We start from the raw sequence: 22,149 nt of genomic DNA, 5'->3' as shown, positions 1-22,149 counted from the left end.
ATGACCGTTACCGCACAGACTCCACTGGTGCCCGACCTGGCCGCCCTGCAGCAGCGGGCCGCGCAACGCGCTGCCGAGCGGGCCGGCGGGCAGGACCGACTGCGCGGACACATCGTCTGCGATGGTCTGGTGCGCATCTTCAAGACCGAGGGGGTGGAGGTCGTCGCCCTGCAGGGTCTGGACCTGGTCATCGACCGGGGTGAGCTGGTGGCGATCGTCGGCGCGTCCGGCTCGGGCAAGTCGACCCTGCTCAACATCCTCTCCGGTCTGGACACGCCGACCGCCGGCATCGCCCGGGTGGCCGACTACGACCTGCTCTCGCTGTCGGCCAAGCGGCGGCTGAGCTACCGGCGGGAACTGGTCGGTTTCGTCTGGCAGCAGACCGGCCGCAACCTGCTGCCGTACCTGACCGCGCTGGAGAATGTCGAGTTGCCGATGCAGTTGGCCGGCAGGCGCGGCGGTAAGGCCCGCCGGGAACGGGCCCGGGAACTGCTCGACATGGTCGGCGTGGGCTACTGCGCGGACCGCCGGCCGGGTCAGCTCAGCGGCGGTGAGCAGCAGCGGTGCGCGGTGGCGGTGGCGGTGGCCAACGACCCGGAGGTGCTCTTCGCCGACGAGCCGACCGGTGAACTGGACGAGGCCACCGGTGCGGAGGTCTTCGCGGCGCTGCGCACCATCAACGCCGAACTGGGCGTGACCATCGTCGTCGTCACCCACGACCACGCCGTGGCCACCCAGGTCCGCCGGACCGTCGCGATCCGCGACGGCCGAACCGCCTCCGAGGTACGCCGGACCGCGCGCGTCGGCGCGGACGGCAACACCGAACTGGTCAGCGAGGAGTACGCGGTGCTGGACCGCAACGGCCGGATGCAGTTGCCGGCCGCGTTCGTCGACGCGCTGTCGCTGAAAGAGCGGGTCCGGCTCGATCTGGAGCCCGACCACGTGCAGGTACGGCCCGGTGACCGGGCCTCGGACGAGCGGGAGGCACGGGCGTGAGCCCTCGGGACATGGTGGTGGCCGGAGCGGCCGGGTTCAGCGGTGGCTCCGGAACGCCTGCGGACGAGGTGGTGCGGGTCAGCGGCGTGAGCCGGACCTTTGGCCGAGGCGAGCACGCCGTGCAGGCGGTACGGGACGTCTCGTTCAGCGCCAACCGTGGTGAGCTGGTCGCCATCCGGGGTCGCTCCGGCGCCGGCAAGACCACGTTGCTGAACATCATCGGCGGGTTGGACCGGCCGGACAGCGGCCAGGTCATGGTGGCCGGGCACGAGGTGACCTCGGCCGGGGAGGCCGAGCTGCTGCGGCTGCGCCGAGGCACCGTCGGCTTCGTCTTCCAGACCTTCGGGTTGGTGCCGATCCTCTCCGCCGCCGAGAACGTGGGTGTGCCGTTGCGACTGGCACAGGTGCCGGCCGCCGAGCGGGAGCAGCGTGTGGCGGTGCTGCTGGAGCTGGTGGGTCTGGGCGGGCACGCGGCGCAGCGCCCGTACGAGTTGTCCGGCGGGCAGCAGCAGCGCGTGGCGGTCGCCCGCGCGCTCGCCAACGAGCCGGACCTGCTCATCGCCGACGAACCCACCGGACAGCTGGACTCGGAGACCGGCCGCTCCATCATGGACCTGCTGCGCGCGGTGGTGCACGCCCGTGGCATGACGGCCCTGGTGGCCACGCACGACCCGGCCCTGATCGACCTCGCCGACCGGGTGCTCGTCCTGCGCGACGGCCGCCTGGTCGACGCGTGACCCGACTGCGGCGCACGCGGCGGCTCGCGCGGCGCGGCTCGGGGCGCGGGCCGTGGACTCGGGTTCGGCTATCATGTCGAAACTTCAGCGCCCACGATCGATGGGGCCTCAGGGAAACACCTCACGGGGAGCTCCGCGAAACGTGCTCGACGCCAGCAGTCCCACCAGTTCAGCGGCCCCCTCGACGCCGCCACCGGCGAAGCGCCCTCGCCTCGCCGTCCTCGACGGCTTGCGCCTGGTCGCCGCCGTCGCTGTGGTGTTCTGCCACTACACGGCGTCCAATGACGCCTGGGACCAGAACGCCAAGCAGCTGTTTCCCTTCCTGCACCGGTTCTCCCAGTACGGGTGGCTGGGCGTCGAGGTGTTCTTCCTGATCAGCGGATTCGTCATCTGCATGACCGCCTGGAACAAGTCGCTCGGTGACTTCGTGGTGTCCCGGGTCGCCCGGCTCTATCCGGCGTACTGGATCGCCATCGCCCTGGCGGTGACGGTGATCAGCATCTGGCCGTCCGTGCGGTACGTCCGGTCCTGGACCGACGTCGCGGTGAACCTGACGATGCTGCAGGAGGGCCTCGGCGTGAAGAACGTCGATGGCGTCTACTGGACCCTCTTCGTCGAGCTGAAGTTCTACCTGCTTTTCGCGATCGTGGTCGCCTTCGGCGTCACCTATCGGCGCTGCGTGCTGTTCTGCGGCCTGTGGACTGTCGCTTCGCTCGCGGCTACGGTGGCGGGCGGTGACCTGCTCGTCATGTGGGCCGAGCCGCTCTACTCGCCCTACTTCATAGCGGGAATCGCCCTCTACCTGATCTACCGCTTCGGGCCGACCGCGGTGCCGGTCGGAATTCTCGGGCTCTCGTTCATCCTGGCGGAATTGACCGTGACCCGTCGGGTAGCGCGGCTGACGTTCGACACGACGAACGAGCACCACCCCATCGCCAGTTGGCCGGCGCAGGCCATCGTCGCCGTGGCGTTCTGCTTCATGACGCTGCTCGCTCTCGGCGCCTTCAACCGCATCCAGTGGCGTTGGCTGACCGTCGCCGGCACGCTCACCTATCCGCTGTACCTGCTCCACCAAAACATCGGGTTGACGGTGCTGCACGCGCTGCGCGACGACGTGCCGCCGTATGTCCTGGTGTTCGGCACCCTGCTCGCCATGCTGCTGCTCGCCTGGCTGGTGCATCGGTTGCTGGAGCGGCCGTTGGCCCGCCTGGTGGAGCGCGTCATGCGCAACGGCATGGCGGATCTTCGCCGCCACTCCACCGATCCGGCGCCCCGGCGCGACCGCGTCACGGTGCCGCCGGTCGCTGTCCCGCAACCGGAGCCGGTCGGCTCCGGATCGAGCCTCCGGTCCTGAGCAGCCGGCGCCCAGGCCGACATGCCCCGGGCGCCGGCCGTTCTGGTCAGGCGGTGACCCACTCCTGTGGGGTGAGCACACCCTTGGCCACCGAGAGGCGGATCGAGCGGAGCCGCCCGTCGGCGCCGACCACCGCCACGGTGGGCAGCCCCGTCGCGTCCGTCTCGATCGCCGGTGTACGTAGCACGGGGCCGCCGCCCAGATCGACCCATCGAGTGTGGAAGGCGTCGCCGGACGCGGGCTGCAGGCATACGCTGATCCGCCCGGCATCGTTGCGCTGCGCGATGACCACGCCCTGGTCGTCGTTCAGCGACAGGGCAGCCAGTAGTCCGATGCCGCCGTCCCCGCCGAGGAAATGCGCCGTCGGGTCCCAGCGGCCGCCCGGCCTCTCCTGGCGGTACGCCACGACCCACGCGGTGTTCGGCTGCCGTACCAGCAACAACAGTCGGCCGTCCGGCAGCTCGACCACGGTCGGCGGCCCGGCCGGCGCCGGCAACAGCGTGTTGTACGCGGGTTGGATGTTGTCCTCGGCGTTCTGCTGACTCCATCGCACGATGCCCGGCTGGACGCCGTCGCCGACGGAGCCGCCGTAGAGCTCGATGGTCCCGCGACTGGTCCGGATCGCGTGGTAACCGTCCTGGGATCGGCCACCGTGATCCAGCCAGGGACCCCAGGTGCCGTCGAGCTCGCGGACCCGGGCGCTCATCCCGGAACCGAAATTGCGGACGAAGAAGCGAAGCCGGCCCTTACCGTCCACGACCGCCGCCGGTGAACCGATCTCGCGGCGCTTGATCGGATTGGTGCCCGAGCCGTTGTACGGGTTACCGAGGTTCTCCCAGTCGGCGAACTCGCCCGGACGGTCCGTCTCGCTGGCCAGCACGACGTCACGGACGTGGCCGTAGATGTTCGCGGAGAAGGTCGCCCGAATCCCGAAGGCGTGCAGTCTGCCGTCGGTGTCTCGGACCACCTCCAGCAGCGGGAGAAACGCCTCCTGGTCGGCTCCGGCGGAGCCGCCGAATGTTTCCGGACCGGTCCAGGTCCCGGAGCCGGCGGCCGACTCGAGCCAGCGGGCCGGGCGCCCGTCGAGCACGCCGAATGCGGCCAGCCGACCGTCGCGCATGCGGCGCAGCCAACTTGTCGAACCGTGGTACCGGTAGGTGGTGCTCTGGCCGTAGCCGCGGTTGTACGAACGGTCGCCCAGCTGCCGGTCCCCGCACAGCAGGGGCTGGCCGCACTCGTGGCCGTCCTCACCGCCGTAGATGCTCAGGTACTTCACCTTTTCGGCGAACGCCGCGCCGCTGAGGTTGAACGGCCACAGCTTGTTCCAGTAACCGCGGTAGCTCTCGGTCGTCACCCGCTGGGGATGGCCGGCCACGTCGTAGCGCCGCAACGCTTCCATGGCGAACAACGCGGCGGCCGTGTGGTCCTCGTTGTCGCAGTAGTGCGTCGGCCCGTCGCCGTACTTGGTGTGATCGGGATCAGGGTCCATCACCCGGACCACGCTCGGCTGGTTCGCCTCGAGCAGGTCGACAAGCGTGGTGAGCAGTCCTTCGCGGGTGAAGCGATAGGAACCGCTCGCGGCCGGAATGGGGCTGTCGGTCGGCCGCAGGGTCTCCTGTGCCTCAGAGTCGCCGGTCCACAACGTCCGCAGGCGAACCCGCGCGTCCCCCGGACCCATGCGCAGATTGAGGAAGATCAGAGTGACCGGCGCGCAGCCCTCCTCAAGGGTGTTCACCTCGGCGACCACGCCGTCGCGGACATCGAGCGTGGTGCGCTTCCAGACCGCGTCCCGGTGACCGGTGACGATCGCGGAATAGGCAGCTCGCAGGCCACTCTGGCGGCCCGTCGTGTAACCCTCAAAATCCTGCGGGTAGTCCAGCCGGTTGGGGTCCGAGGTCGGCGCGTTGCGGCCGTCCGCCTCGCCGGCCGTAAGATAGACGCAGACGACCGCGATGCCGGACCGAAGCGTCTGCAGCAGGTCGGGGACCATGAAATACAGGTCGTCGTCGGTGTGGGCGAGGATCTGCAGGTGGGTCAGCTGGCGCGCAGGGCTCACCGGAGGTTCGCCCTTTTTCGATGCGCCTCGAAACAGCCTCATCGAATTCCCCGCAATCGTCGGTGGCCGGCCAGCTCCTACGGCCCGGGAATCTACCAGCCGACCGGATCTTGGTCCTTGACCAACCGTCGATGCGACAGCAGCAGCGGACTCCGGCGGGCGGTCAGATCGCGAGCTTCATGCCCTCGTGGCTGGCCACGAATCCGAGCCCCAGGTAGAAGCGGTGCGCGTCCGCGCGGGACTTGTCGGTGGTGAGCTGCACCAGGGCGCAGCCGCGCTGCCGGGCCTGGTCGACGGCCCAGGTCATCAGGTCCCGGCCCAGCCCTTGGCCGCGCCGGTCGGAGCGGACCCGGACCGCCTCGATCAGGGACCGCTCGGCGCCGTGGCGCCCGAGCCCGGGGATGTAGGTGATCTGGAGGCAGCCGACCAGCTCACCGCCCTGCTCGGCGACGATCAGGTGGTTGCGCGGGTCCGCGCTGATCTCCGCGAACGCCCGCTCGTACGCCTCGTCAACCTCGGTGAAGTCGCGGGTCTTGCCCAGGACGTCGTCGGCGAGCAGGGCGATGACGGCGGGCAGGTCGGCCCGCACCGCCTCTCGGAAGATCACGTCGGTCATGCCGGTCAGCCTGGCACACCGGTCACTTGGCCGGACAGCGCAGGCCCTCCCGGGGCACGGTCAGGTCGAGCAGGTACGCGTCGACGGCCCTGGTGATGCAGGAGGTCTGCGGGTACGCGGTGTGCCCCTCGCCCTCCCAGGTGAGCACCCGGCCGACACCCAACATCGAGGCGAGGCGGCCGGTCTGCTCGTACGGCGTGGCGGGGTCGCCGGTCGTGCCGACCACCACGATCGGCGGTGCGCCATTCGCCCGGCCGGTCGGGTACGGGTCCCGACCACCCGGCCACTCGACGCAGCTCAGCATGCCGACCGCGAGCGCCGGCCCGAACAGCGGGTACTTCGTCCGCCACTGCGACTGCAACTGGCGGATCTGCTCCCGGCTCGGCTTCTCGGTCTCGTCCGCGCAGTTGATGGCGAGGTTGGCGTCGAACAGGTTCGAGTAGTGCCCGTCGCTCTCCCGGCCGGCGTACGAGTCGGCGAGGCGGAACACGTCCTTCGGGTCGCCCTCGGCCAGCCGGTCGATGGCCCGGGCCAGTTCCTGCCAGCCGGCCTCGGTGTAGAGCGAGGAGATGACCGCGTAGAAGACCCAGCCCGGCGTGGCCTCCCGCCCGTCGTCGCCGCGGACCGGGGAGACCTTGGCCTTGTCGATGGCCGAGGTCACGGCGGCGCGGGCGTCCGGGGCGATCGGGCAGCGCGCGGCGTTGGCGGCGCACCAGCGGGTGAAGTTGTCGAAGGCCCGTTCGAACCCGCGGGCCTGGCTCTCCGAGCCGGCGATCAGCCGCTGCTGCGGGTCGACGGCGCCGTCGAGCACCAGCGCGCGCACCCGCTGTGGGTAGAGCTGGGCGTAGATGGCGCCGAGCAGCGTGCCGTAGGAGTAACCCAGGTAGGTGAGCTTGTCGTCGCCGACCGCGGCGCGGACCGCGTCCATGTCCCGGGCGGCCTGCTCGCTGCCGTACAGCGGCAACTGGTCGCCGTAGCGGTCCCCGCAGCCCCGCCCGATGCGCTGGCTCAACCCGGCGAAGCCGTCGAACGCCGCCTGGCTCGCCGGATCCGGGTCGTAGCCGAAGCTGGCGTCCAGGTCGGCGTCGGAGATGCACTTCACCGGACTCGACCGGGAGACACCGCGCGGGTCGAAGCCGACGATGTCGAAGCGTTCGGTGATTGAGGCGGGCAGCCCACCGAACTGAGGGCCGAAGGAGAGGTAGACGGCGGTGTCCACACCGGAGCCGCCGGGGCCGCCGGGGTTGACCACCAGTGAGCCGATCCGGTCCCGCTGTTTGGTGGACCGGGCCCGCAGCAGGGCGATCTCGAAGGTCTGCCCGGCGCCCGGCCCGGCGGTCGCCCCGCCGCCGGTGCCCCAGTCCCGGGGAACCGTGATCCGGGCACACTCGTAGCGCATGTCCGGCGCGCTCCGCCCGACCAGGTCCTCGGCCGCCTCCGGGCAGGCCCGCCAGTTCGCCGACGAGCCGGCCGGCGCCGCCGCACCCTCCACGTCGGTGCGCGGCGCGAACGCCGGCAGCGTGCAGCCGGCGGTGAGCAGCGCCGCGACGGCGAAGGCGACGAGGCTGCGACGGACCCGGCGAGTGGTCGCCATCCGAGGCTGGTCGGCGGTGCGGCTCACGTGATCCTCCGGGGTCGGGTCGACGGCCAGGCTACGCCGGACCGGTGGCGGCCCGATCGAGGGTGACCGCCGGATCGCCGCGCAGCACCTGGTCCACGTCGAAGCGGATCGGGCGGTCGAGCTGGTCGTAGCGGCAGGAGCGGGGGTCGCGGTCCGGCCGCCAGCGGACGAACTGGGCGGTGTGCCGGAACCTCTCGCCCTCCATCGCGTCGTAACCCACCTCGACCACCAGCTCCGGGCGCAGCGGCTCCCACTCCAGGTTCTTGGTGCCGGTCCACCGGCTCACCCCACCCGGAATACGCTGGCCACGCTCGTGGTCGCCGTGCACCCACGGGTGCTCGCCGCCGGTGTCCCGGTATGGGGCCAGCTCGTCGAGCAACTCGGCGCGACGGGCCATGCTGAACGACGCGCTCACCCCGACGTGGTGCAGGACGCCCGCGTCGTCGTAGAGGCCGAGCAGCAGCGAACCCACCACCGGGCCGGACTTGTGCCAGCGGAAGCCGGCGACCACCGCGTCGGCCGTTCGGGCGTGCTTGACCTTGAACATCAACCGCTTGCCCGGCTCGTACGGCAGGTCGGCCGGCTTGACGATCAGCCCGTCCAGCCCGGCGCCCTCGAAGACGTCGAACCACCGGCGTGCGGTCTCCGGGTCGGTGGTGACCTGGGTGACGTGCACCGGCGGGCGCATTCCGGCCAGCGCCTGCACCAGGCGCTCCCGGCGGCGCGGGTACGGCTGGTCGAGCAGCGCCTCGTCACCGATCGCCAACAGGTCGAAGGCGACGAAGTCGGCGGGGGTGGTCTCGGCGAGCAGCTTCACCCGCGACGCCGCCGGGTGGATGCGCTGGGCCAGCAGCTCGAAATCAAGCCGGGGTTGGCCGGACGGCCCGTCCCGCCGGATCACGATCAGCTCGCCGTCGACGGCGCACCGCTCGGGCAGCTGACGGCGGGCCTGCTCGACCACCTCGGGGAAGTAGCGGGTCATCGACTTGCCGCCCCGGCTGGCCAGCTCGACCTCGTCACCGTCACGGAACACGATGCACCGGAACCCGTCCCACTTGGGCTCGTAGGTCACCCCGGGGGTGGTGGGCAGCTTCGCCACGCTCTTGGCCAGCATCGGCTCGACGGGCGGGTTGATCGGCAGGTCCACGGCGACCAGTCAATCAGACCAGGCCGACAGTCGTGAGGCAGATCACCGTGGGTACGGCGGTGGCGTGTCCGCCCGCGCGCCGCTCGTCCTGCCTGGGCGAATCAGATAACCCCAGGTCAGAGCTACTTTCGCGAGGTGTCCGAGTGGGTCTGCGACTGCTGCGGGCGGTGGCGGGTGAGCGTCGAGCTGATCCGGGGCCGCTACCGCTACCGGCTGACCCGCCGTTACCCGCAGCGGTTCGGCGGTGGCCGCAACGTGCTCGGCGAGGTCGGTTCGGTGGCGGAGCTGGAGGAGCTGCTGCGTCGGCGTACCCCATTGAGCCTGGCGGACCTGCGCGAAGCCGCCTGATCCCGCGCGGCCGGCGGACCCACGGCCCGATCGACGGATCGGACTGGCCGGTGGATGCCGCCGTCACATTCCACCGGGCAGCGTCGTCGGCAGGGCGTGGCGGCGCCGGCCGGCGCCGCCGGGGAGGGGATGCGATGCGGTTCGAAGCGGACACGGAGATCGCCGCCGATGCCGAGCGGGTCTGGGCGCTGCTGGTCGACGTGGCGCGGTGGCCAGAGTGGACGGCCTCGGTGAGTCGGGCCGACCGGGGTGAGTCGGGGCCCCTCGCGGTGGGCGCGACCGCCCGGCTGACCCAGCCGAAACTGCGGCCGGCGGTGTGGCGGGTCATTGAGCTGACCGAGGGGCGGGAATTCACCTGGGTCTCCGACACCCCGGGCGTGCGCACCCGTGGCGAGCACCGGTTGCTGCCGCTGCCCGACGGGCGTACCCGGGTCGAGGTGGCCATCGAGCAGGCCGGGCCGCTCGCCGGGCTGATCGGCCTGCTGTACGGCGGCCTGCTGCGCCGCTACGTCAGGCTGGAGGCCGACGGACTCAGGGCCCGAGCTGAGCGGAGCTGACGGCCGGCTTCTCCAGCACGGCCAACCGGACGCCGTTCGGGTCCGGGCGGTGCGCCACGACCCGGTAGCCGCGCCGTTGGTAGAGCCGGAGATTGCGGGTGCTGTCCGCGCCGGTGAACAGCGTGAACAGGGCCACCTCGGCCGGGCAGGCCGCCTCGATCGCGGCGAGCAGCCGAACGCCGATGCCCCGTCCCTGCTGGTCGGGGGCGACCGACAGACGCCCGATGTGCGAGGTGTCCCCGTCCAGGCGGGCCCGCACCGAGCCGACCAGCCGGTGGCCCAGCCGGGCGGTGAGGACTGTCATCGGGCCGGCCAACACCGCCCGGACCTCGTCCAGCGTCTCGGTCAACGGCGGCAGGAACGGGTCGGCGTAGTGCTGCGCCTCGGTCAGGTACGCGGCGCGCTGCACGGTGAGGATCTCGCCGGCGTCCGCGACGGCGGCCGGGGCGATGCGGGGCTCGACGCTCATCCATGCAGCACACCACAGCGGCCCGCCTCGTCCACCGGCGACCCGTTCGCGCCGGCCGTACCCTGGCCGGTGTCCGACGATGGTGAGGGGGAGCGGTGGCCGAGCTGACGTACCCGGAGGTGGGACGGACCCGGCATGGCGCCCTGCCCGGCGGATACCACCACCTGCGCCACCGGACCCCGTTGCCGAACGGCTGTTTCGAGACCGCGGCCGAGGCGGTGCTGAGCTGGCGGCTGCACCGCGCCGCCGGGGTCCGGATGCGCACCGACGCGGCACGGGCCACCGAGGGTGTGCTGGTCACGGCCGGTCTCGGGATCGGGTCGGCCCGCGTGTGGGGGCCCTGCCGGGTGGTCTGGAGCGACGAGTCGCCCACGCTCGCCGGCTTCGGCTACGGCACCCTCGCCGGTCACCCGGAGCGGGGCGAGGAGGCGTTCGTGGTCGGCCAGGACGACAGCGGCGCGGTCTGGTTCGAGGTACGCGCGTTCAGCCTCCCGGACCGCTGGTTCACCCGCGCCGCCGGCCCGGCCGTCCGGGCGGTGCAGCACGCGTACGCCTGGTGGCTCGGTCGCACTCTGCGCCGGCTCTGCGCCGGCCACTGACTCGGCCGGCCGCTGACCCGGCCGGCGTCAGAAGCGGGCGAACGAGCGGATCGGGGCGCGCGGGCCGTACTTCGGCGCCTGGATGCCGGCGGCCTCCAGCAGCAGACACACCCGACCCCGATGCCCCCGGAACGGCTCCAGCAGGGCCAGCATCCGAGCGTCGTCACCCCTCGGTTCGCCGGCGAGCGCCCAGGCCACCGTGTTCGGGATGTGGTAGTCGCCGACGCTGACCGCGTCCGGGTCACCGTAGGCGATCCGGACCACCTCGGCGGCGGTCCACGGGCCGATGCCCGCGATCGCGGTCAGCCGGCGGGTGGCCTCGGTGGCGTCCACGCAGCGCTCCAGCCGATCGGCGAGCGCGGCGGCGCGGCGCAGCGTGTCGGCCCGGCGCTGCTCCACGCCGAACGGGTGGAACACCCAGTACGGGGTGGCGGCCACCGCGGCGGCCTCGGGCGGCAGCAGCAGCGGTTGCAGCGGGCCGGGCGCCGGCTCCCGGAAGTGCCGCACGGTCGCCGCGTACGCCCGGTACGCCTCCTTGCCGGTGACCTTCTGCTCGAAGACCGCGCGCAGCAGCCGGGGGAAGACCTGCCCGGTGGTGGGCATCCGCAGCCCCCGGTGCTCCCGGGCCAGCCGGGCGACGAGCGGGTGCGCCGCCGCCAACTCGGCGAAGCCGGTCAGGTCGTCGTGCAGCCCGGCGATCTTGTCGGCGCGGGCCACCACGTGCTCGGCGCCCGGTCCGTAGCCCTCGGCGAGCAGCTCACCGCCCGCCGGCCGCAGCGCGAGGGTGGCCGGCCCGTCCGGGGTGCGGGTCGCCCACCAGAACGTGCCGGCGGCGACGCGCGCGCACGGGTCGTACGGGCTGAAGGTCAGGCCGCGGACCGACGCGGCCAGCCGGTAGCCGACGGGCGGGTGCAGCACCCTCGTCGCGGCGGGCTCGGTCTCGGTCACCCTCCCACTCTGCCAGGTCACGGTGCCGTGCCGGTCACCCCCGTACCGGGTCGGCCGCCGGTTGGGCAGATCCAGCCAGCCCTACCGGTGTGGTCTGACCGCCTGAACGGCCAGGATTCTTACCGAATACCGGGGCAGAACATACTTATGCGACTCTCGCCGGTAGGCCAGGTATCGATCATGTGGTTGTTTGATTGCCTGCAGGTAAACGCACTGCTTCGGGCGCACCTGCGGCGGCCACCACCTTCGCTGCGCGCGAGCGTGTGCGCCGGCCCGGAGATCTGGCCCACCACCGCCCGCCGCCGCGGGGCGCGTGGTCGGAGCGCCAGATCGTCGCGCGGTGCCAACGGGGGATAGCGAAAGGCATTCGGTGATGGCTGCACCAGTGTGTGTCACATCCGCGCGCGTGGGGCTCCACGACGCCGCTCACCAGCAGAGCTGACGGTGGCCGCCGACGAGCGGGCCGTCCCGAGCGGACGGCCGGGCGCGTGATCGCCCTGAAGATCTACCGACTGCTGCCCCCACCCGTGCGACGACGCCTGCTGGGTCTGCTGCCCGCACACCGCCGCATCGGCCTGGTGCAGACGTTTTCCCGCCCACGTGGCGGCGACACCGTGCACCCGTTGGGCGCCCGGGTGACAGTGCCCGACGGTGGTGTCCGAACCCGGGCCGAGGTGGTCGCCAGCGCCACGCCGTTGCAGCTGTGGCACCGCAACCTCGCCGCGGTCACCGCCGCCCTGGAGGCGGCCGGCATCGACTACCACTGCCTGCGTAACGACGACTACCTGCGCAGCACCGTCGCCGTCCTCGACGACCAGCGGTCGGCGGTGCGCCGCCTGGTCCGGTCCGCGCCGGCGCTGTCCGGCGCGCACGTCCGGGTGGTCACCGTCCAGCCCGGCCGGAATCAGCCGGATGCCGCCCCGGCCGAGGTGTTCCAGATCTGGTTCCCGGTGACCGACGCGAAGGCGGGTGTGGTTCTCGGCGCGCAGTTCGCCTGCGAGATCGAGTTCTGGACCCGGCACGGCGACGTGGTGCGCGCCCCCCGGCACAACGCGGTAGTCGACGAGGCACCGGCCGAGGCGGAGAAGGTCCGGGTCGCCGCCGCTCTCATCAGCCATTTCGTTCCCGAGGCGGACGACCACACCTACCGCACCCGCCGTGACCTCACGGTCCGGGCCCCCGACCGGGTCGGCTTCCCCATCGACGCCGTCTACACCTGGGTGGACGGGTCGGACCCGGAGTGGCTGAAGCGCAAGATGGCCGCGCTGGGGGCGCCCGACGGCCCGCTGCACGCGGTGGCGGCGAACACGTCGCGCTACCACAATCGGGACGAGCTGCGGTATTCGATGCGCTCGCTGCACAGCTTCGCGCCGTGGCTACGCCGGATCTTCCTGGTCACCGACAGTCAGTTGCCGAGCTGGCTGGACCCGCACCATCCGATGGTCACCGTCATCACGCACTCCGAACTGTTCGCCGACCTCGGCGGCCGTTCGTCGTTCAACTCGCATGCCATCGAATCCCGGTTGCACCGTATCGAGGGCCTGGCCGAACACTTCCTCTACCTCAACGACGACGTCTTCCTGGGTCGGCCGTTGCTGCCGACGCACTTCTTCCACGCCAACGGGATCGCCAAGTTCTTCCTCTCCCCGGCGCAGTTCGGGCTGGGCGAGGCGAAGCCCGACGACCCGCCGGTGAACGCCGCCGGCAAGAACAACCGCCGGCATATCCAGCGGCAGTTCGGTGTCACCATCACGCAGAAGATGAAGCACACCCCGTTCGCGCTGCGGCGCAGCATCATGCAGCAGATCGAGGGCATGTTGGCAGCGGATGTGCTGGCCACCGCTCAGCACCGCTTCCGCCACCAGGGCGACCTCTCCATTCCGTCGTCCTTGCACCAGTACTGGGCGTATCTGACCAGCCAGGCGGTGCCGGCCGACATCGAGTACGAATACGCGGACCTCGGCCACCCCTCGACGCCCGCCCGCCTCGCGGAGCTGCTGGCCCGCCGGCATCGCGACGTGTTCTGCCTCAACGACACCGACTCGGACTCCCGGGCGTTCGAGGAGCAGGAGAAGATGCTGGCCGGTTTCCTGCCGCGCTACCTGCCCTTCCCGGCGCCCTTCGAGCTGCCCGATGACGTCGTGGCCGAGCGCCGGCGGTTGGGTGCCACCGCCCTGTGGCGGACCTCCTTCCGGCCGGTGCCGGGAGTCCGTCGGGCCGCTCCCGTCGACGCCCCGACCCTGCCGAACAACCGGCTCAACACGGCCGCCGGCCGCACATCGCTATGACGGGGCCGGACGGCTGATCGGCCGCGTCTCTCCGCCCGTGTTCCCGTAACCATCCCCAGTGGAGCCCAGTTGGTACGCCCCGCACCCGAGCCGTCCCCGTCCGAGTCACCCTCGGCGCTCGCCGAGCCGTCGGGGCTCGTCGACGTCTACCGTCGGGTGCTGAGCGCGCAGACCCGTCGTGCCATCGCGACGAAGGTGAGCCCGCGAGCGCGCCACCAGCTGAAGCAGTGGGTCGCGCGGGCTTCCCGGGACGCCCGGGGCGCGGGGCGTCGGGGGGAGCGGCTGACCCGGCGGCAACCGGAACTGCTCGCCGGCGGCGACCGGGCCGTGGTGACGGCCGACCGTGGAGCACGCATCGCCCGCGTCGATCCGGCCGCCACCGGGCTGCGGGCCCGCGCGGCGAACCTGGCGGCCGTCACGGCGGCGCTGGACGAGGCCGGGGTGGAGTACTTCCGGGTCCACGGGCGCTCACACCGTACGTCAGTGGTGGCCGTCGACGCGGCCGACCGCACTCGGGTGTACGCCGCCCTCGCGGCGGCCTGCGCCGGGGTGCCCGGCTACGTCCACGTACCCCGCCGCGACGGCGAGCGGCCACCCGCCGCCGGGTTCGAGCCGAGGACCTGGGACCGGCTGGCGGACGCCCGGGTGGTACGCCTGACCTGGTACGTGACGGACCCCCGGCACCGTCTGGTGCTGGGCCCGGAGTACGGCTGTGACGTCGAGTTCTGGACCCGGCAGGGCGACACGCTCGTCGCCCCGCGCCGTAACCCGGTGGCCGAGCAGGTGCAGGTGTCCTTGCCCGTGGTCCCCGTGCCCGAGTCGTCGTTCACCGCGCTGGTGCCACCCACCCACAGCGCGACCGTGCGCAGCCGGCCGGAGTTCGCGGGACGGCGTCCCGAGGACGTGGCCTTCCCCATCGACATCGTCTACACGTGGGTCGACGGCACCGACCCGGACTGGTTGCGCCGACGCGCAGCCGTGACCGGGGACCCGTACCACGCCGAGGCGGCGAGCCCGGCGCGGTTCCTCAGCCGCGACGAGCTGCGCTACTCACTGCGGTCGGTGCACCTGTTCGCGCCCTGGGTCCGCCACATCTACCTGGTGACCGACGACCAGGTGCCGCCCTGGTTGGAGCAGTCGGCACCCGGAATCCGCGTGGTCAGCCACCGGGAGATCTTCACGGACCCGTCGGTCCTTCCGACCTACAACTCGCACGCGATCGAGAGTCAGCTGCACCACATCGACGGGCTCTCCGAGCACTTTCTCTACTTCAACGACGACGTCTTCCTCGGCACCGAGGTGCTGCCCCAGGACTTCTTCCTGGCCAACGGCATCTCCCGGTTCTTCCCGTCGCCGGCGCTGGTGCCGCCGGGCGCCCCGAGCGCCGACGACATCCCGTCGTCGGCTGCCGGCAAGAACAACCGGGCACTGATCGCCGAACGCTTCGGCACCGTGCTCAACCAGAAGATGAAGCACATGCCGCACGCGCTGCGGCGCAGCGTCCTTTACGAGATCGAGCAGGAGTTCCCGCTGCCGCACCACGCGACCGCCGCCAACCGGTTCCGCGGCCTGACGGACATCTCCATCGCCTCGTCGTTGCACCACTACTACGCCTTCCACACCGGCCGTGCGGTGCCCGGCGAGTTGGAGTACGCCATCGCCGAGCTGTCCCACCCGGACACTCCCGCGCGCCTCGCGCATCTGCTGGCCCGCCGGGACCGGCACGTCTTTTGTCTGAACGACGCGTTCTCCGCCGAGGCGGACCTGGCCGCCCAGGTCGCGCTCCTGACGCCCTTTCTGGACACCTACTTCCCGGTGCCCAGCCCGTGGGAGAAGTCCTGACATGGTCATCGCCCCCGTTCCACGCCGCGTCGCGGCGACCCGTCGTCGTTCTCCCGAGTCGGGGGTGACGGCTGTCGTCGGGGCGGACGGACGGCTCTGGACGGCCCGGCAGCGTCGGGCGGGCAGCGGTGCGCAACTCGGCGACTGGACGGCCGCCGGCACGGAGCGGAGACGGGCATGAGTGGGACGGGCATGGACAAGGCGCACCTGCGCGATCTGGCGTCCGACGCGTTGCGGCGCTGGCCCCGGCTGCGGGTCGCCCTGCGCCGGGCCGACCGGCAACTGACCCGTCAGGTGACGCAGTTGAAGGGCACCGTGCGGACGCAGGCGCCCAAGAGGCTCTTCCGGGCCACGGTGCCGGCGGGGCCGGTGATCCAGGCCCGCTTCGTGGGGGTGCTCGACGGTCACACCCTCAACCTGGACCTCGCGGTGCCGGCCGCGCTCGCCGTCGACGTGATCGGCGCGGAGCTGCACCTCGTCCGCGGCGCGACCCGGCTCACCGCGCCCGCCGAGCTGCGCCACGCGGGCGCCGACCTGTTTGTGTCCGCCGCCGTCCTGCTCTGCGGTCGGCCGGGCGGGCTGGCCCTGGCCGTGGGTCCCCCCTGGCGGGTGGAGTGTCGTCTGCTCCGCGCGCCCGGCGGCGGAGAACCGGTCCGGGTGTTCGGCGGGGTGACCGATCGACCCGCCGGCCCCACCGTGGCGGCGCCGCCCTGTCCCGACTCGGGACACCGATACCGACCGCTTGCCGACCAGGCCGGCCGACTCGCGCTCGCCGTCACAGCTCCCGGGGCGCTGGCCGAGCTGACCGACGTCCGGCTCGACTGGACCGGGGCGAGTCTTGAGGTGCGCACGGTCGGTTGGCGGGCCGACGGGCCGGTGGAGGTCGGGCTGGAGCCGCGTGGCGGCGGCGAGTCTCTCCGCGTGCGTGGTGAGGCGGTCGGCCCGGACCTGCTGCGGTTCGCCCTGCCGCTGTCGCCGATGACGGAGGCCGGGTACGACCGGGAGAGGATCTTCGACGTCCGTCTGCACTCCGGATCGCGTCGGCTGCGGGTGGGCACGGTGCTGCACGACCTCGCCAACCCCAAGAAGTCCCTGCGGCCGCCGGCGGCGATCGTCTGGGCCGCGCCCGGCCGGTCGGCCCGCGTACGTCCCTACTTCACGCCGGCCGGCAGCCTCGCTCTGGCCTGCCTCCCCATTCGATCCCGCCCGACGGACGGCAACTCATGAAGATCACCTATCTGCTCACCTGGGCCGACGCCATCGGTGGCACGGAACGCACCGTCCTGCGCCAGGCGAACTGGTTGGCCCACCGCCACGAGGTGGAGGTCATCGGTGTCCTGCGCACCCGTGACGAGATGCCATTCGAGGTGGATCCCGCGGTCCGGCTGGTGCACCTGCTGGACACCCGGGGCGGCGTGCCCCGACCGGTGCGGGGCGGGATGCCCGACGCCGTCGCCGACGCGCTCGCCGCCGAGCCCAGCGTGCTGGTGCAGCGGGACTGGGAGGGCGCGTTCTCCGCGCTGTCCGACCTCGAACTCGAACGCGTGCTCGGCGAGACCGACGCCGACGTGGTGGTCGCCACCACCCCCGCGCTGCTCGCCGTCGCCGCGAAGCTGCTGCCCCGCCGCGTCGTGCTCGTGGCGCAGGAGCACCGCGTCGCCGAGCTGCGCGGCTCCTCCGGCGAGCCGTTCGGGCTCTTCGCCCCCCGGGCCGACGCGATCGCGTTGCTCTCCCGGCCCACCCGGGACTGGTTCGCCGACCTGCTGGCCGATGCCGCGCCCCGGTTGGTCGTGCTGCCCAACCCGATCGAGGATGGCTACCGTCCGCAGTCGACGCGGGAGACCCGCACGGTCGTGATGGCCGGTCGGCTGAGCCCGGAGAAGCAGTTCGAGCACGCGATCGCCGCCTTCGGCCAGCTCGCCCCGGACCACCCCGACTGGCGGTTGCGGATCTTCGGTGGCGGGTCCCGTACGCGCCTGGAGGAGCGGATCGCCGGCCTCAAACTCGGCAACCAGGTCCAGCTGCTCGGCCCGACGGAGAGCATCGAGGACGAGTGGGCCAAGGCATCGGTGGCGATGGTGACGTCCCGCGTCGAGTCCTTCGGTCTCACCCTGATCGAGGCGATGAGCGCCTCCGTGCCGGTGGTGGCGTACGACTGCCCCAACGGGCCGCGTGAGGTGATCGAGGACGGCGAGACCGGGTTCCTGGTCGCCGCCGACAACATCGACGAGCTGGCCGCCGCGCTGCGCAAGCTCGTCGAGGACGACGATCTGCGGCACACGATGGGCCGCGCCGCGCGGCGCGACGTGGAGCGCTTCTCGGTCGATCGGGTGATGCCGCAGTGGGAGCAGCTGTTCACCGAGCTGCTCGCCGACCGGGGCCGCCCGGGATGGGCCGACCGACGCCTCGCCGCGGTCGCGGCGCACCAGGCCCGCCGGGCGGCGCCGAACGTGGTGCCGAGCAAGGCCGCCGCCCGCAGCATCGGTTCCGTTGACGTGGAGGCCTGGGCGGCCGGAGTCGAGGCGGGACGCGATGATCTGCTGTGGACGCGGGGGCAGCTGACCCGCCTGCGCGACTCCACGCCGTACGAGGTGGCGCGGGACAATCTCGACCTGACCGTGGACAGCCTCGACGCCGCGGGCATCGACTACTTCCTCGTCCGGCAGATGTCGCCGACCTTCCGGGTAGCGGTGCGGGAGGAGTCACGGCAGTCCGTGGTGGCCGCCCTCGCCCGCCGACACGCCGACCGGCCGGTCTACGTGGAGGCTTTCGACAAGCGCAACCGTACGATGGGCGTCTGGCCGGCGGCGGCCACCACCGCCGTCCCGGCCATGACCACTGCCGCGTGGCTCCGGGTCTTCGAACCCGCGATGACCCTGTCGCAGACGCTGCGGCTGGGCACCATCTACGGCTGCGCCGTGGAGTTCTGGCAGACCGCCGAGGACAGCGGGGACCTCTGCGGCCCATCCCGGACGTTGGTGGGGGAGCGACTGACCGCCGAATCCCTCACCCCCGCGGTGCTGACGATCGGGGGACGTGACTACCGGTCCGTCGAACCGTTCGCCCGACGGCTGGCCGACGAGATCACCTTCCCCATCGACCTGGTCTACACGTGGGTTGACGGTGCGGACCCGAACTGGGCACGCCGCCGGGCGCAGGCACTGGGAACGGGGTACGCCGAGGACGGCGCGCTGCAGGGCTCCGAGCGGTTCCGCAGCCGGGACGAGCTGCGGTTTTCGCTGCGGTCGGTCGACCTCTTCGCACCGTGGGTGAACCGGATCTGGATCGTCACCGACAACCAGGTGCCGGACTGGCTCGACACCGGGCACCCGAAGATCCGGATGGTCGACCACCGGGAGATTTTCACCGACCCGGGCATGCTGCCGACGTTCAACTCCCACGCCATCGAGACCCAGCTGCACCACATCGAGGGGCTGTCCGAGCACTTCGTCTACCTCAACGACGACGTCTTCTTCGGTCGCCTCTTCGGGCCCGACATGTTCTTCAACCCGGGTGGGCTGCCCAAGTCGTTCCGCAGTCCCACACAGATTCCGCTCACGCCCCCCGGCCCGACCGACGAGGCCTTCGCGGTGGCCGCGAAGAACAACCGGCGGTTGTTGGAGGAGACGTTCGGCAAGACCCTGATCCACGCGTTCCTGCACGCACCGCACGCGCACCGGCGCAGCACCCTCTACGAGGTCGAGTCGGCGTTCCCGGAGGCGGTCCGGCGTACGGCGGCAAACCGCATCCGGTCGACCGACGACGTGTCCATGCTGTCGTCCCTGGCACATCACTTCGGGTGGATGAGCGGACGTACGATGGCGGGGTCGGTGCGCTGCACCTTCGCCAACGTTGGGCTCGCGGCGCACCTGCCACGGCTGGACAACCTGCTGGCGAGCCGTGGCTTCGACGTGTTCTGCCTCAACGACTACCACGAGGGCGACGTGCCGGCCGAGGACCAGGCACGGATCATCGAGGCGTTCCTCGGCGCCTACTTCCCCATCGCCAGCCAGTTCGAACGGGGCAGCGAGCGCAACCGCCGGCTGTCCACAGCCGTGTGGCGGTGACAGCGACCCACCCGCGCCGCCGGGCATGACGGTGGCCGGCCGCGCCCTCCCCGGCTGCGACCGGCCACCGTGCCCTGGCGGATCGGATCAGTACGAGTAACCCGAGCCACCCGCGTCGCTCGACCCGCTGTCCGCCGGCGGCGCGACGGCCTTCGGCGTCGAGGTGGGCAGGCAGGTCAGGTTCTTCTTGCCGTTCTGGTCGACCACGAACCAGGTGCCGCCGACGGCCTGGCCCTTCCACTGGCCGGGCTTCTTGTCGCCGATGTAGCGGTACACCGGCCAGCCGCCGATGGTGAGCTGTCGGGTGCCGTCCTGTCGGGTGACGCTGCCGACCTTGTCGTCGGAGAGGCCGGTGAGCTGCGGGTTGCCGTCCGTCAGCGCCGGCGGCCACACCTGCGCGCACTTGTCGACGCAGTTCGACGCGGGCGGGTCGGCGGTGTCCTTGTCGAAGCGGTACAGGACCCAGCCGTCCTGGTCGGTCACGACGTTGCCCATCCGGGCGATCTTCTTGCCGATCAACTGCTCGGTCAGGTCGACGTCCGCGGGCGGCGGCGCGTCGGCGACCGGCGCCTCCGCGGATGCCGACGCCTCGGGTTCAGCCGACGCGGTGGGCTCGGCCGCGGCGACGGCGACCGGCTCGGCCGCGCTCGAGTTCGCCCCGTCGTAACCCGCGGGAGCGCAGGCCGTTAGTGCGACCATCGCGCTCGCGACGATGACGGTCCGCTTCATCTGTGCCACGTGCCCTCCTCATTCTTGGCAGTTCACCCATAGGTACGGCGGGCAGGCTGTCAAGGTTGAAGAAGTAACAGTGGTCAATTTCACGCGAATGGATTGAACCGAATCGAGCTTCCATCCGTATGGCCCTCCACACGGGACCTTCGGTCACCCAACAGATCGACGCCGGCCATTGAGACAATGACCGGCGTCGAGGATGGTACGCGATCCTTACATGGGCACCGTGACCAGCGGACTGGCCACCCCGTTGCGGTCGACCGACTGCACCTGGAGCTGCTTGATGTCACTCGCCAAGGCGGACGTCGACGCGCTCAGCTCGAGGCCCTGCGGGCGATTGTTCGTGCCGTAACCGCCATCGGGCACCGACCAGGTCGAAATCACCTCCGTGGTGCCGTTCGTGCGCACCACCATCAACCGGCAGATGCGTGGGCCGGGCAGTTTCCGCAGACTGAAGTTGATGCGGGTGCCGTACTCCCGCTCGACCAGGAACATCGTCGTCTGCACGCCCGTCGTCGGGTCCGTGGCGTCGACCTGGTCGCCCTCCTCCTCGGTGCCGCCGACACCCGGGCCGCTCGGCGGCGCGGTCGGCGCGCTCGTCGGCGGGTCGTTGGCGGCGGCGCTCTGCGTCGGCTCCGCGAGAACCCCCGGCGCCTCGTCCCCGGCCACACTCACGAAGCCGTAACCCGTCAACCCGCCGAAGACCACCACCGCCGCGGCGGTCGCGAGCAACTGACGAAACCGGGTACGCCGTCGGTCGGCCCGGACCGCGACCAACGTCCGGTCCAGCAGCGCCGGATCGGTGGCGGTCTGCTCCAGCGCCATCATCGTCTCGCCGTCGATGCCGGAGAGCAGCCCCACCACCGGCACCATCGTCTCCAGCTCGGCCGCGCACGCCCAGCACGCGGCGAGATGCTCCTCGAACCGCTCAGTGTCCTGCTCGTCGAGCACGCCGAGCGCGTACGCGGCGACGTCCATGTGGTCTGGCCGGCTCATTCTGTCACCCCCCGCTCCTGCAGAGCCGTGCGCAGCGCGCGCAGCGCGTAGTAGACCCGCGACTTTGCGGTCCCCAGCGGAAGCCCCAACTCCTCGGCAGCCTCCGGCACCGTCCGCCCCCGGAAGTATGTCGCGATCAGGATCTCCCGATGCGACTGACTCAGCGTACGCAGCGCGTCCGCCACCGTCATCGTGCGCAGCACCCGGTCGGTGCTGTCCGCCTCGGCGAACGCGGTCAGGTCCCGGTCGTACGTCTCCGGCGGCCGGGCCTCCTGGCTGCGGTGCTCGTCGATGGCGATCCGACGGGCCACCGTGACCAGCCACGGCCGCAGCGAACCCTGACCCTGCGCACCGAGGCGGTGCGCGTTACGCCAGGCCCGCAGCAACGTCTCCTGCACGATGTCCTCCGCGCGCTGCCGGTCCCCCCCGGTGAGCCGCATGACGAACATCAGCAACGGGCCGGCGTGCTCGGCGTAGAGCAGCCGGATCAACTGGTCGGAGTGGCTGGCCTCGGTTGTCGTCGCCTGGTGGCGCCCGGGCGCCGGTTGGGGCGTCACCGGACCATTTTGGCGAGACATGGCTCGGGCGTCGACCCCCCGGGCAGACGAGGTCGGCCGCGACGACCGCGCGGACAACCAGTCCGCGCGAACCGCGTCGCCATGCCAACCGGCCGCCACCGCATGCATGCAGACCTCCGGGATGTCCGTGACCAACGCCGCCCCCACAAGGCGGGCCGCCCGGTGGTACGCAGCGCCGCCCCGAGCGGATCAACAAAC

General features: G+C 71.7%; 19 protein-coding genes. 10 read left to right on the top strand and 9 right to left on the bottom strand.

Features of this window, described 5'->3' with window-relative positions; translation table 11 throughout:
• From ACGGAQ_RS13870 to ACGGAQ_RS13860, 3 genes are all read left to right on the top strand, one after another.
• Positions 1-996 carry an ABC transporter ATP-binding protein gene (locus ACGGAQ_RS13870; RefSeq protein ID WP_393048385.1) on the top strand — a complete coding sequence of 332 codons (996 nt, stop codon included), beginning with the start codon at positions 1-3 and terminating at the stop codon, positions 994-996.
• A gap of 11 nt (positions 997-1,007) precedes the next feature.
• Positions 1,008-1,733, top strand: a complete 726-nt coding sequence (locus tag ACGGAQ_RS13865) for an ABC transporter ATP-binding protein (protein ID WP_393048881.1) — start codon at positions 1,008-1,010, stop codon at positions 1,731-1,733.
• 142 nt (positions 1,734-1,875) lie between these two features.
• The gene (locus ACGGAQ_RS13860) at positions 1,876-3,087 is read left to right on the top strand and encodes an acyltransferase family protein (RefSeq protein WP_393048383.1); all 1,212 of its coding nucleotides are present in this window, start codon (positions 1,876-1,878) and stop codon (positions 3,085-3,087) included.
• A 46-nt stretch (positions 3,088-3,133) separates the two neighbouring features.
• Here the strand turns inward: ACGGAQ_RS13860 and ACGGAQ_RS13855 are convergent, their stop codons facing one another.
• From ACGGAQ_RS13855 to ACGGAQ_RS13840, 4 genes are all read right to left on the bottom strand, one after another.
• On the bottom strand, positions 3,134-5,143 hold the full coding sequence (locus ACGGAQ_RS13855; protein ID WP_393048381.1) for a PIG-L family deacetylase: 2,010 nt from the start codon (positions 5,141-5,143) through the stop codon (positions 3,134-3,136).
• A 163-nt stretch (positions 5,144-5,306) separates the two neighbouring features.
• Positions 5,307-5,759 carry a GNAT family N-acetyltransferase gene (locus ACGGAQ_RS13850; protein WP_393048378.1) on the bottom strand — a complete coding sequence of 151 codons (453 nt, stop codon included), beginning with the start codon at positions 5,757-5,759 and terminating at the stop codon, positions 5,307-5,309.
• A 22-nt stretch (positions 5,760-5,781) separates the two neighbouring features.
• On the bottom strand, positions 5,782-7,353 hold the full coding sequence (locus ACGGAQ_RS13845; RefSeq protein ID WP_393048878.1) for an alpha/beta hydrolase: 1,572 nt from the start codon (positions 7,351-7,353) through the stop codon (positions 5,782-5,784).
• A 58-nt stretch (positions 7,354-7,411) separates the two neighbouring features.
• Positions 7,412-8,527, bottom strand: coding sequence for an ATP-dependent DNA ligase (locus tag ACGGAQ_RS13840; protein ID WP_393048375.1), 1,116 nt, complete (start codon positions 8,525-8,527; stop codon positions 7,412-7,414).
• A gap of 135 nt (positions 8,528-8,662) precedes the next feature.
• Here ACGGAQ_RS13840 and ACGGAQ_RS13835 point away from each other — a divergent pair, with 135 nt between their 5' ends.
• The gene (locus tag ACGGAQ_RS13835; RefSeq protein WP_039905709.1) at positions 8,663-8,875 is read left to right on the top strand and encodes a hypothetical protein; all 213 of its coding nucleotides are present in this window, start codon (positions 8,663-8,665) and stop codon (positions 8,873-8,875) included.
• Positions 8,876-9,009: 134 nt separating this feature from the next.
• Positions 9,010-9,432, top strand: coding sequence for an SRPBCC family protein (locus ACGGAQ_RS13830; protein WP_393048372.1), 423 nt, complete (start codon positions 9,010-9,012; stop codon positions 9,430-9,432).
• Here ACGGAQ_RS13830 and ACGGAQ_RS13825 read toward each other — a convergent pair.
• On the bottom strand, positions 9,407-9,901 hold the full coding sequence (locus tag ACGGAQ_RS13825; RefSeq protein ID WP_393048369.1) for a GNAT family N-acetyltransferase: 495 nt from the start codon (positions 9,899-9,901) through the stop codon (positions 9,407-9,409). The two genes, ACGGAQ_RS13830 and ACGGAQ_RS13825, sit on opposite strands and share 26 nt — an antisense overlap.
• A 95-nt stretch (positions 9,902-9,996) precedes the next feature.
• On the opposite strand from ACGGAQ_RS13825, the gene ACGGAQ_RS13820 reads away from it, so the two are divergent.
• On the top strand, positions 9,997-10,500 hold the full coding sequence (locus ACGGAQ_RS13820) for a DUF1990 family protein (RefSeq protein ID WP_393048367.1): 504 nt from the start codon (positions 9,997-9,999) through the stop codon (positions 10,498-10,500).
• 27 nt (positions 10,501-10,527) lie between these two features.
• Here ACGGAQ_RS13820 and ACGGAQ_RS13815 read toward each other — a convergent pair whose 3' ends face one another.
• On the bottom strand, positions 10,528-11,448 hold the full coding sequence (locus tag ACGGAQ_RS13815; RefSeq protein ID WP_355139207.1) for a DNA-3-methyladenine glycosylase 2 family protein: 921 nt from the start codon (positions 11,446-11,448) through the stop codon (positions 10,528-10,530).
• Positions 11,449-11,936: 488 nt separating this feature from the next.
• Between ACGGAQ_RS13815 and ACGGAQ_RS13810 the strand changes: the two genes are divergently transcribed.
• The 4 genes from ACGGAQ_RS13810 (at position 11,937) to ACGGAQ_RS13795 (ending at position 19,645) form a co-directional block, all read left to right on the top strand.
• Entirely contained in the window at positions 11,937-13,736 is a 1,800-nt protein-coding gene (locus ACGGAQ_RS13810; RefSeq protein WP_393048364.1) for a stealth family protein, read from the top strand.
• 69 nt (positions 13,737-13,805) lie between these two features.
• Complete coding sequence (locus ACGGAQ_RS13805; protein WP_393048362.1) at positions 13,806-15,578, top strand: stealth family protein; 1,773 nt, start codon at positions 13,806-13,808, stop codon at positions 15,576-15,578.
• A gap of 177 nt (positions 15,579-15,755) precedes the next feature.
• On the top strand, positions 15,756-16,805 hold the full coding sequence (locus ACGGAQ_RS13800) for a hypothetical protein (RefSeq protein ID WP_393048359.1): 1,050 nt from the start codon (positions 15,756-15,758) through the stop codon (positions 16,803-16,805).
• Positions 16,802-19,645, top strand: a complete 2,844-nt coding sequence (locus ACGGAQ_RS13795; RefSeq protein WP_393048356.1) for a stealth conserved region 3 domain-containing protein — start codon at positions 16,802-16,804, stop codon at positions 19,643-19,645. Before ACGGAQ_RS13800 ends, ACGGAQ_RS13795 begins: the two co-directional genes overlap by 4 nt.
• An 87-nt stretch (positions 19,646-19,732) precedes the next feature.
• Here the strand turns inward: ACGGAQ_RS13795 and ACGGAQ_RS13790 are convergent, their stop codons facing one another.
• The 3 genes from ACGGAQ_RS13790 to ACGGAQ_RS13780 all read right to left on the bottom strand — a co-directional run bounded on the left by ACGGAQ_RS13790 (position 19,733) and on the right by ACGGAQ_RS13780 (position 22,059).
• Positions 19,733-20,383 (bottom strand): hypothetical protein, encoded by a 651-nt coding sequence (locus tag ACGGAQ_RS13790; RefSeq protein WP_354863145.1) that lies wholly within the window; start codon positions 20,381-20,383, stop codon positions 19,733-19,735.
• A gap of 207 nt (positions 20,384-20,590) precedes the next feature.
• Complete coding sequence (locus ACGGAQ_RS13785) at positions 20,591-21,373, bottom strand: zf-HC2 domain-containing protein (RefSeq protein ID WP_354863144.1); 783 nt, start codon at positions 21,371-21,373, stop codon at positions 20,591-20,593.
• Positions 21,370-22,059 carry a sigma-70 family RNA polymerase sigma factor gene (locus tag ACGGAQ_RS13780; protein WP_355063923.1) on the bottom strand — a complete coding sequence of 230 codons (690 nt, stop codon included), beginning with the start codon at positions 22,057-22,059 and terminating at the stop codon, positions 21,370-21,372. The genes ACGGAQ_RS13785 and ACGGAQ_RS13780 overlap by 4 nt, the downstream gene beginning before the upstream one ends.
• Positions 22,060-22,149 lie beyond the last annotated feature (90 nt).

This window comes from Micromonospora sp. NPDC047557 (assembly GCF_043205095.1).
In the GTDB taxonomy this organism is placed as follows: Bacteria; Actinomycetota; Actinomycetes; order Mycobacteriales; family Micromonosporaceae; genus Micromonospora.
This window is presented reverse-complemented; position numbering and strand designations above follow the sequence as displayed.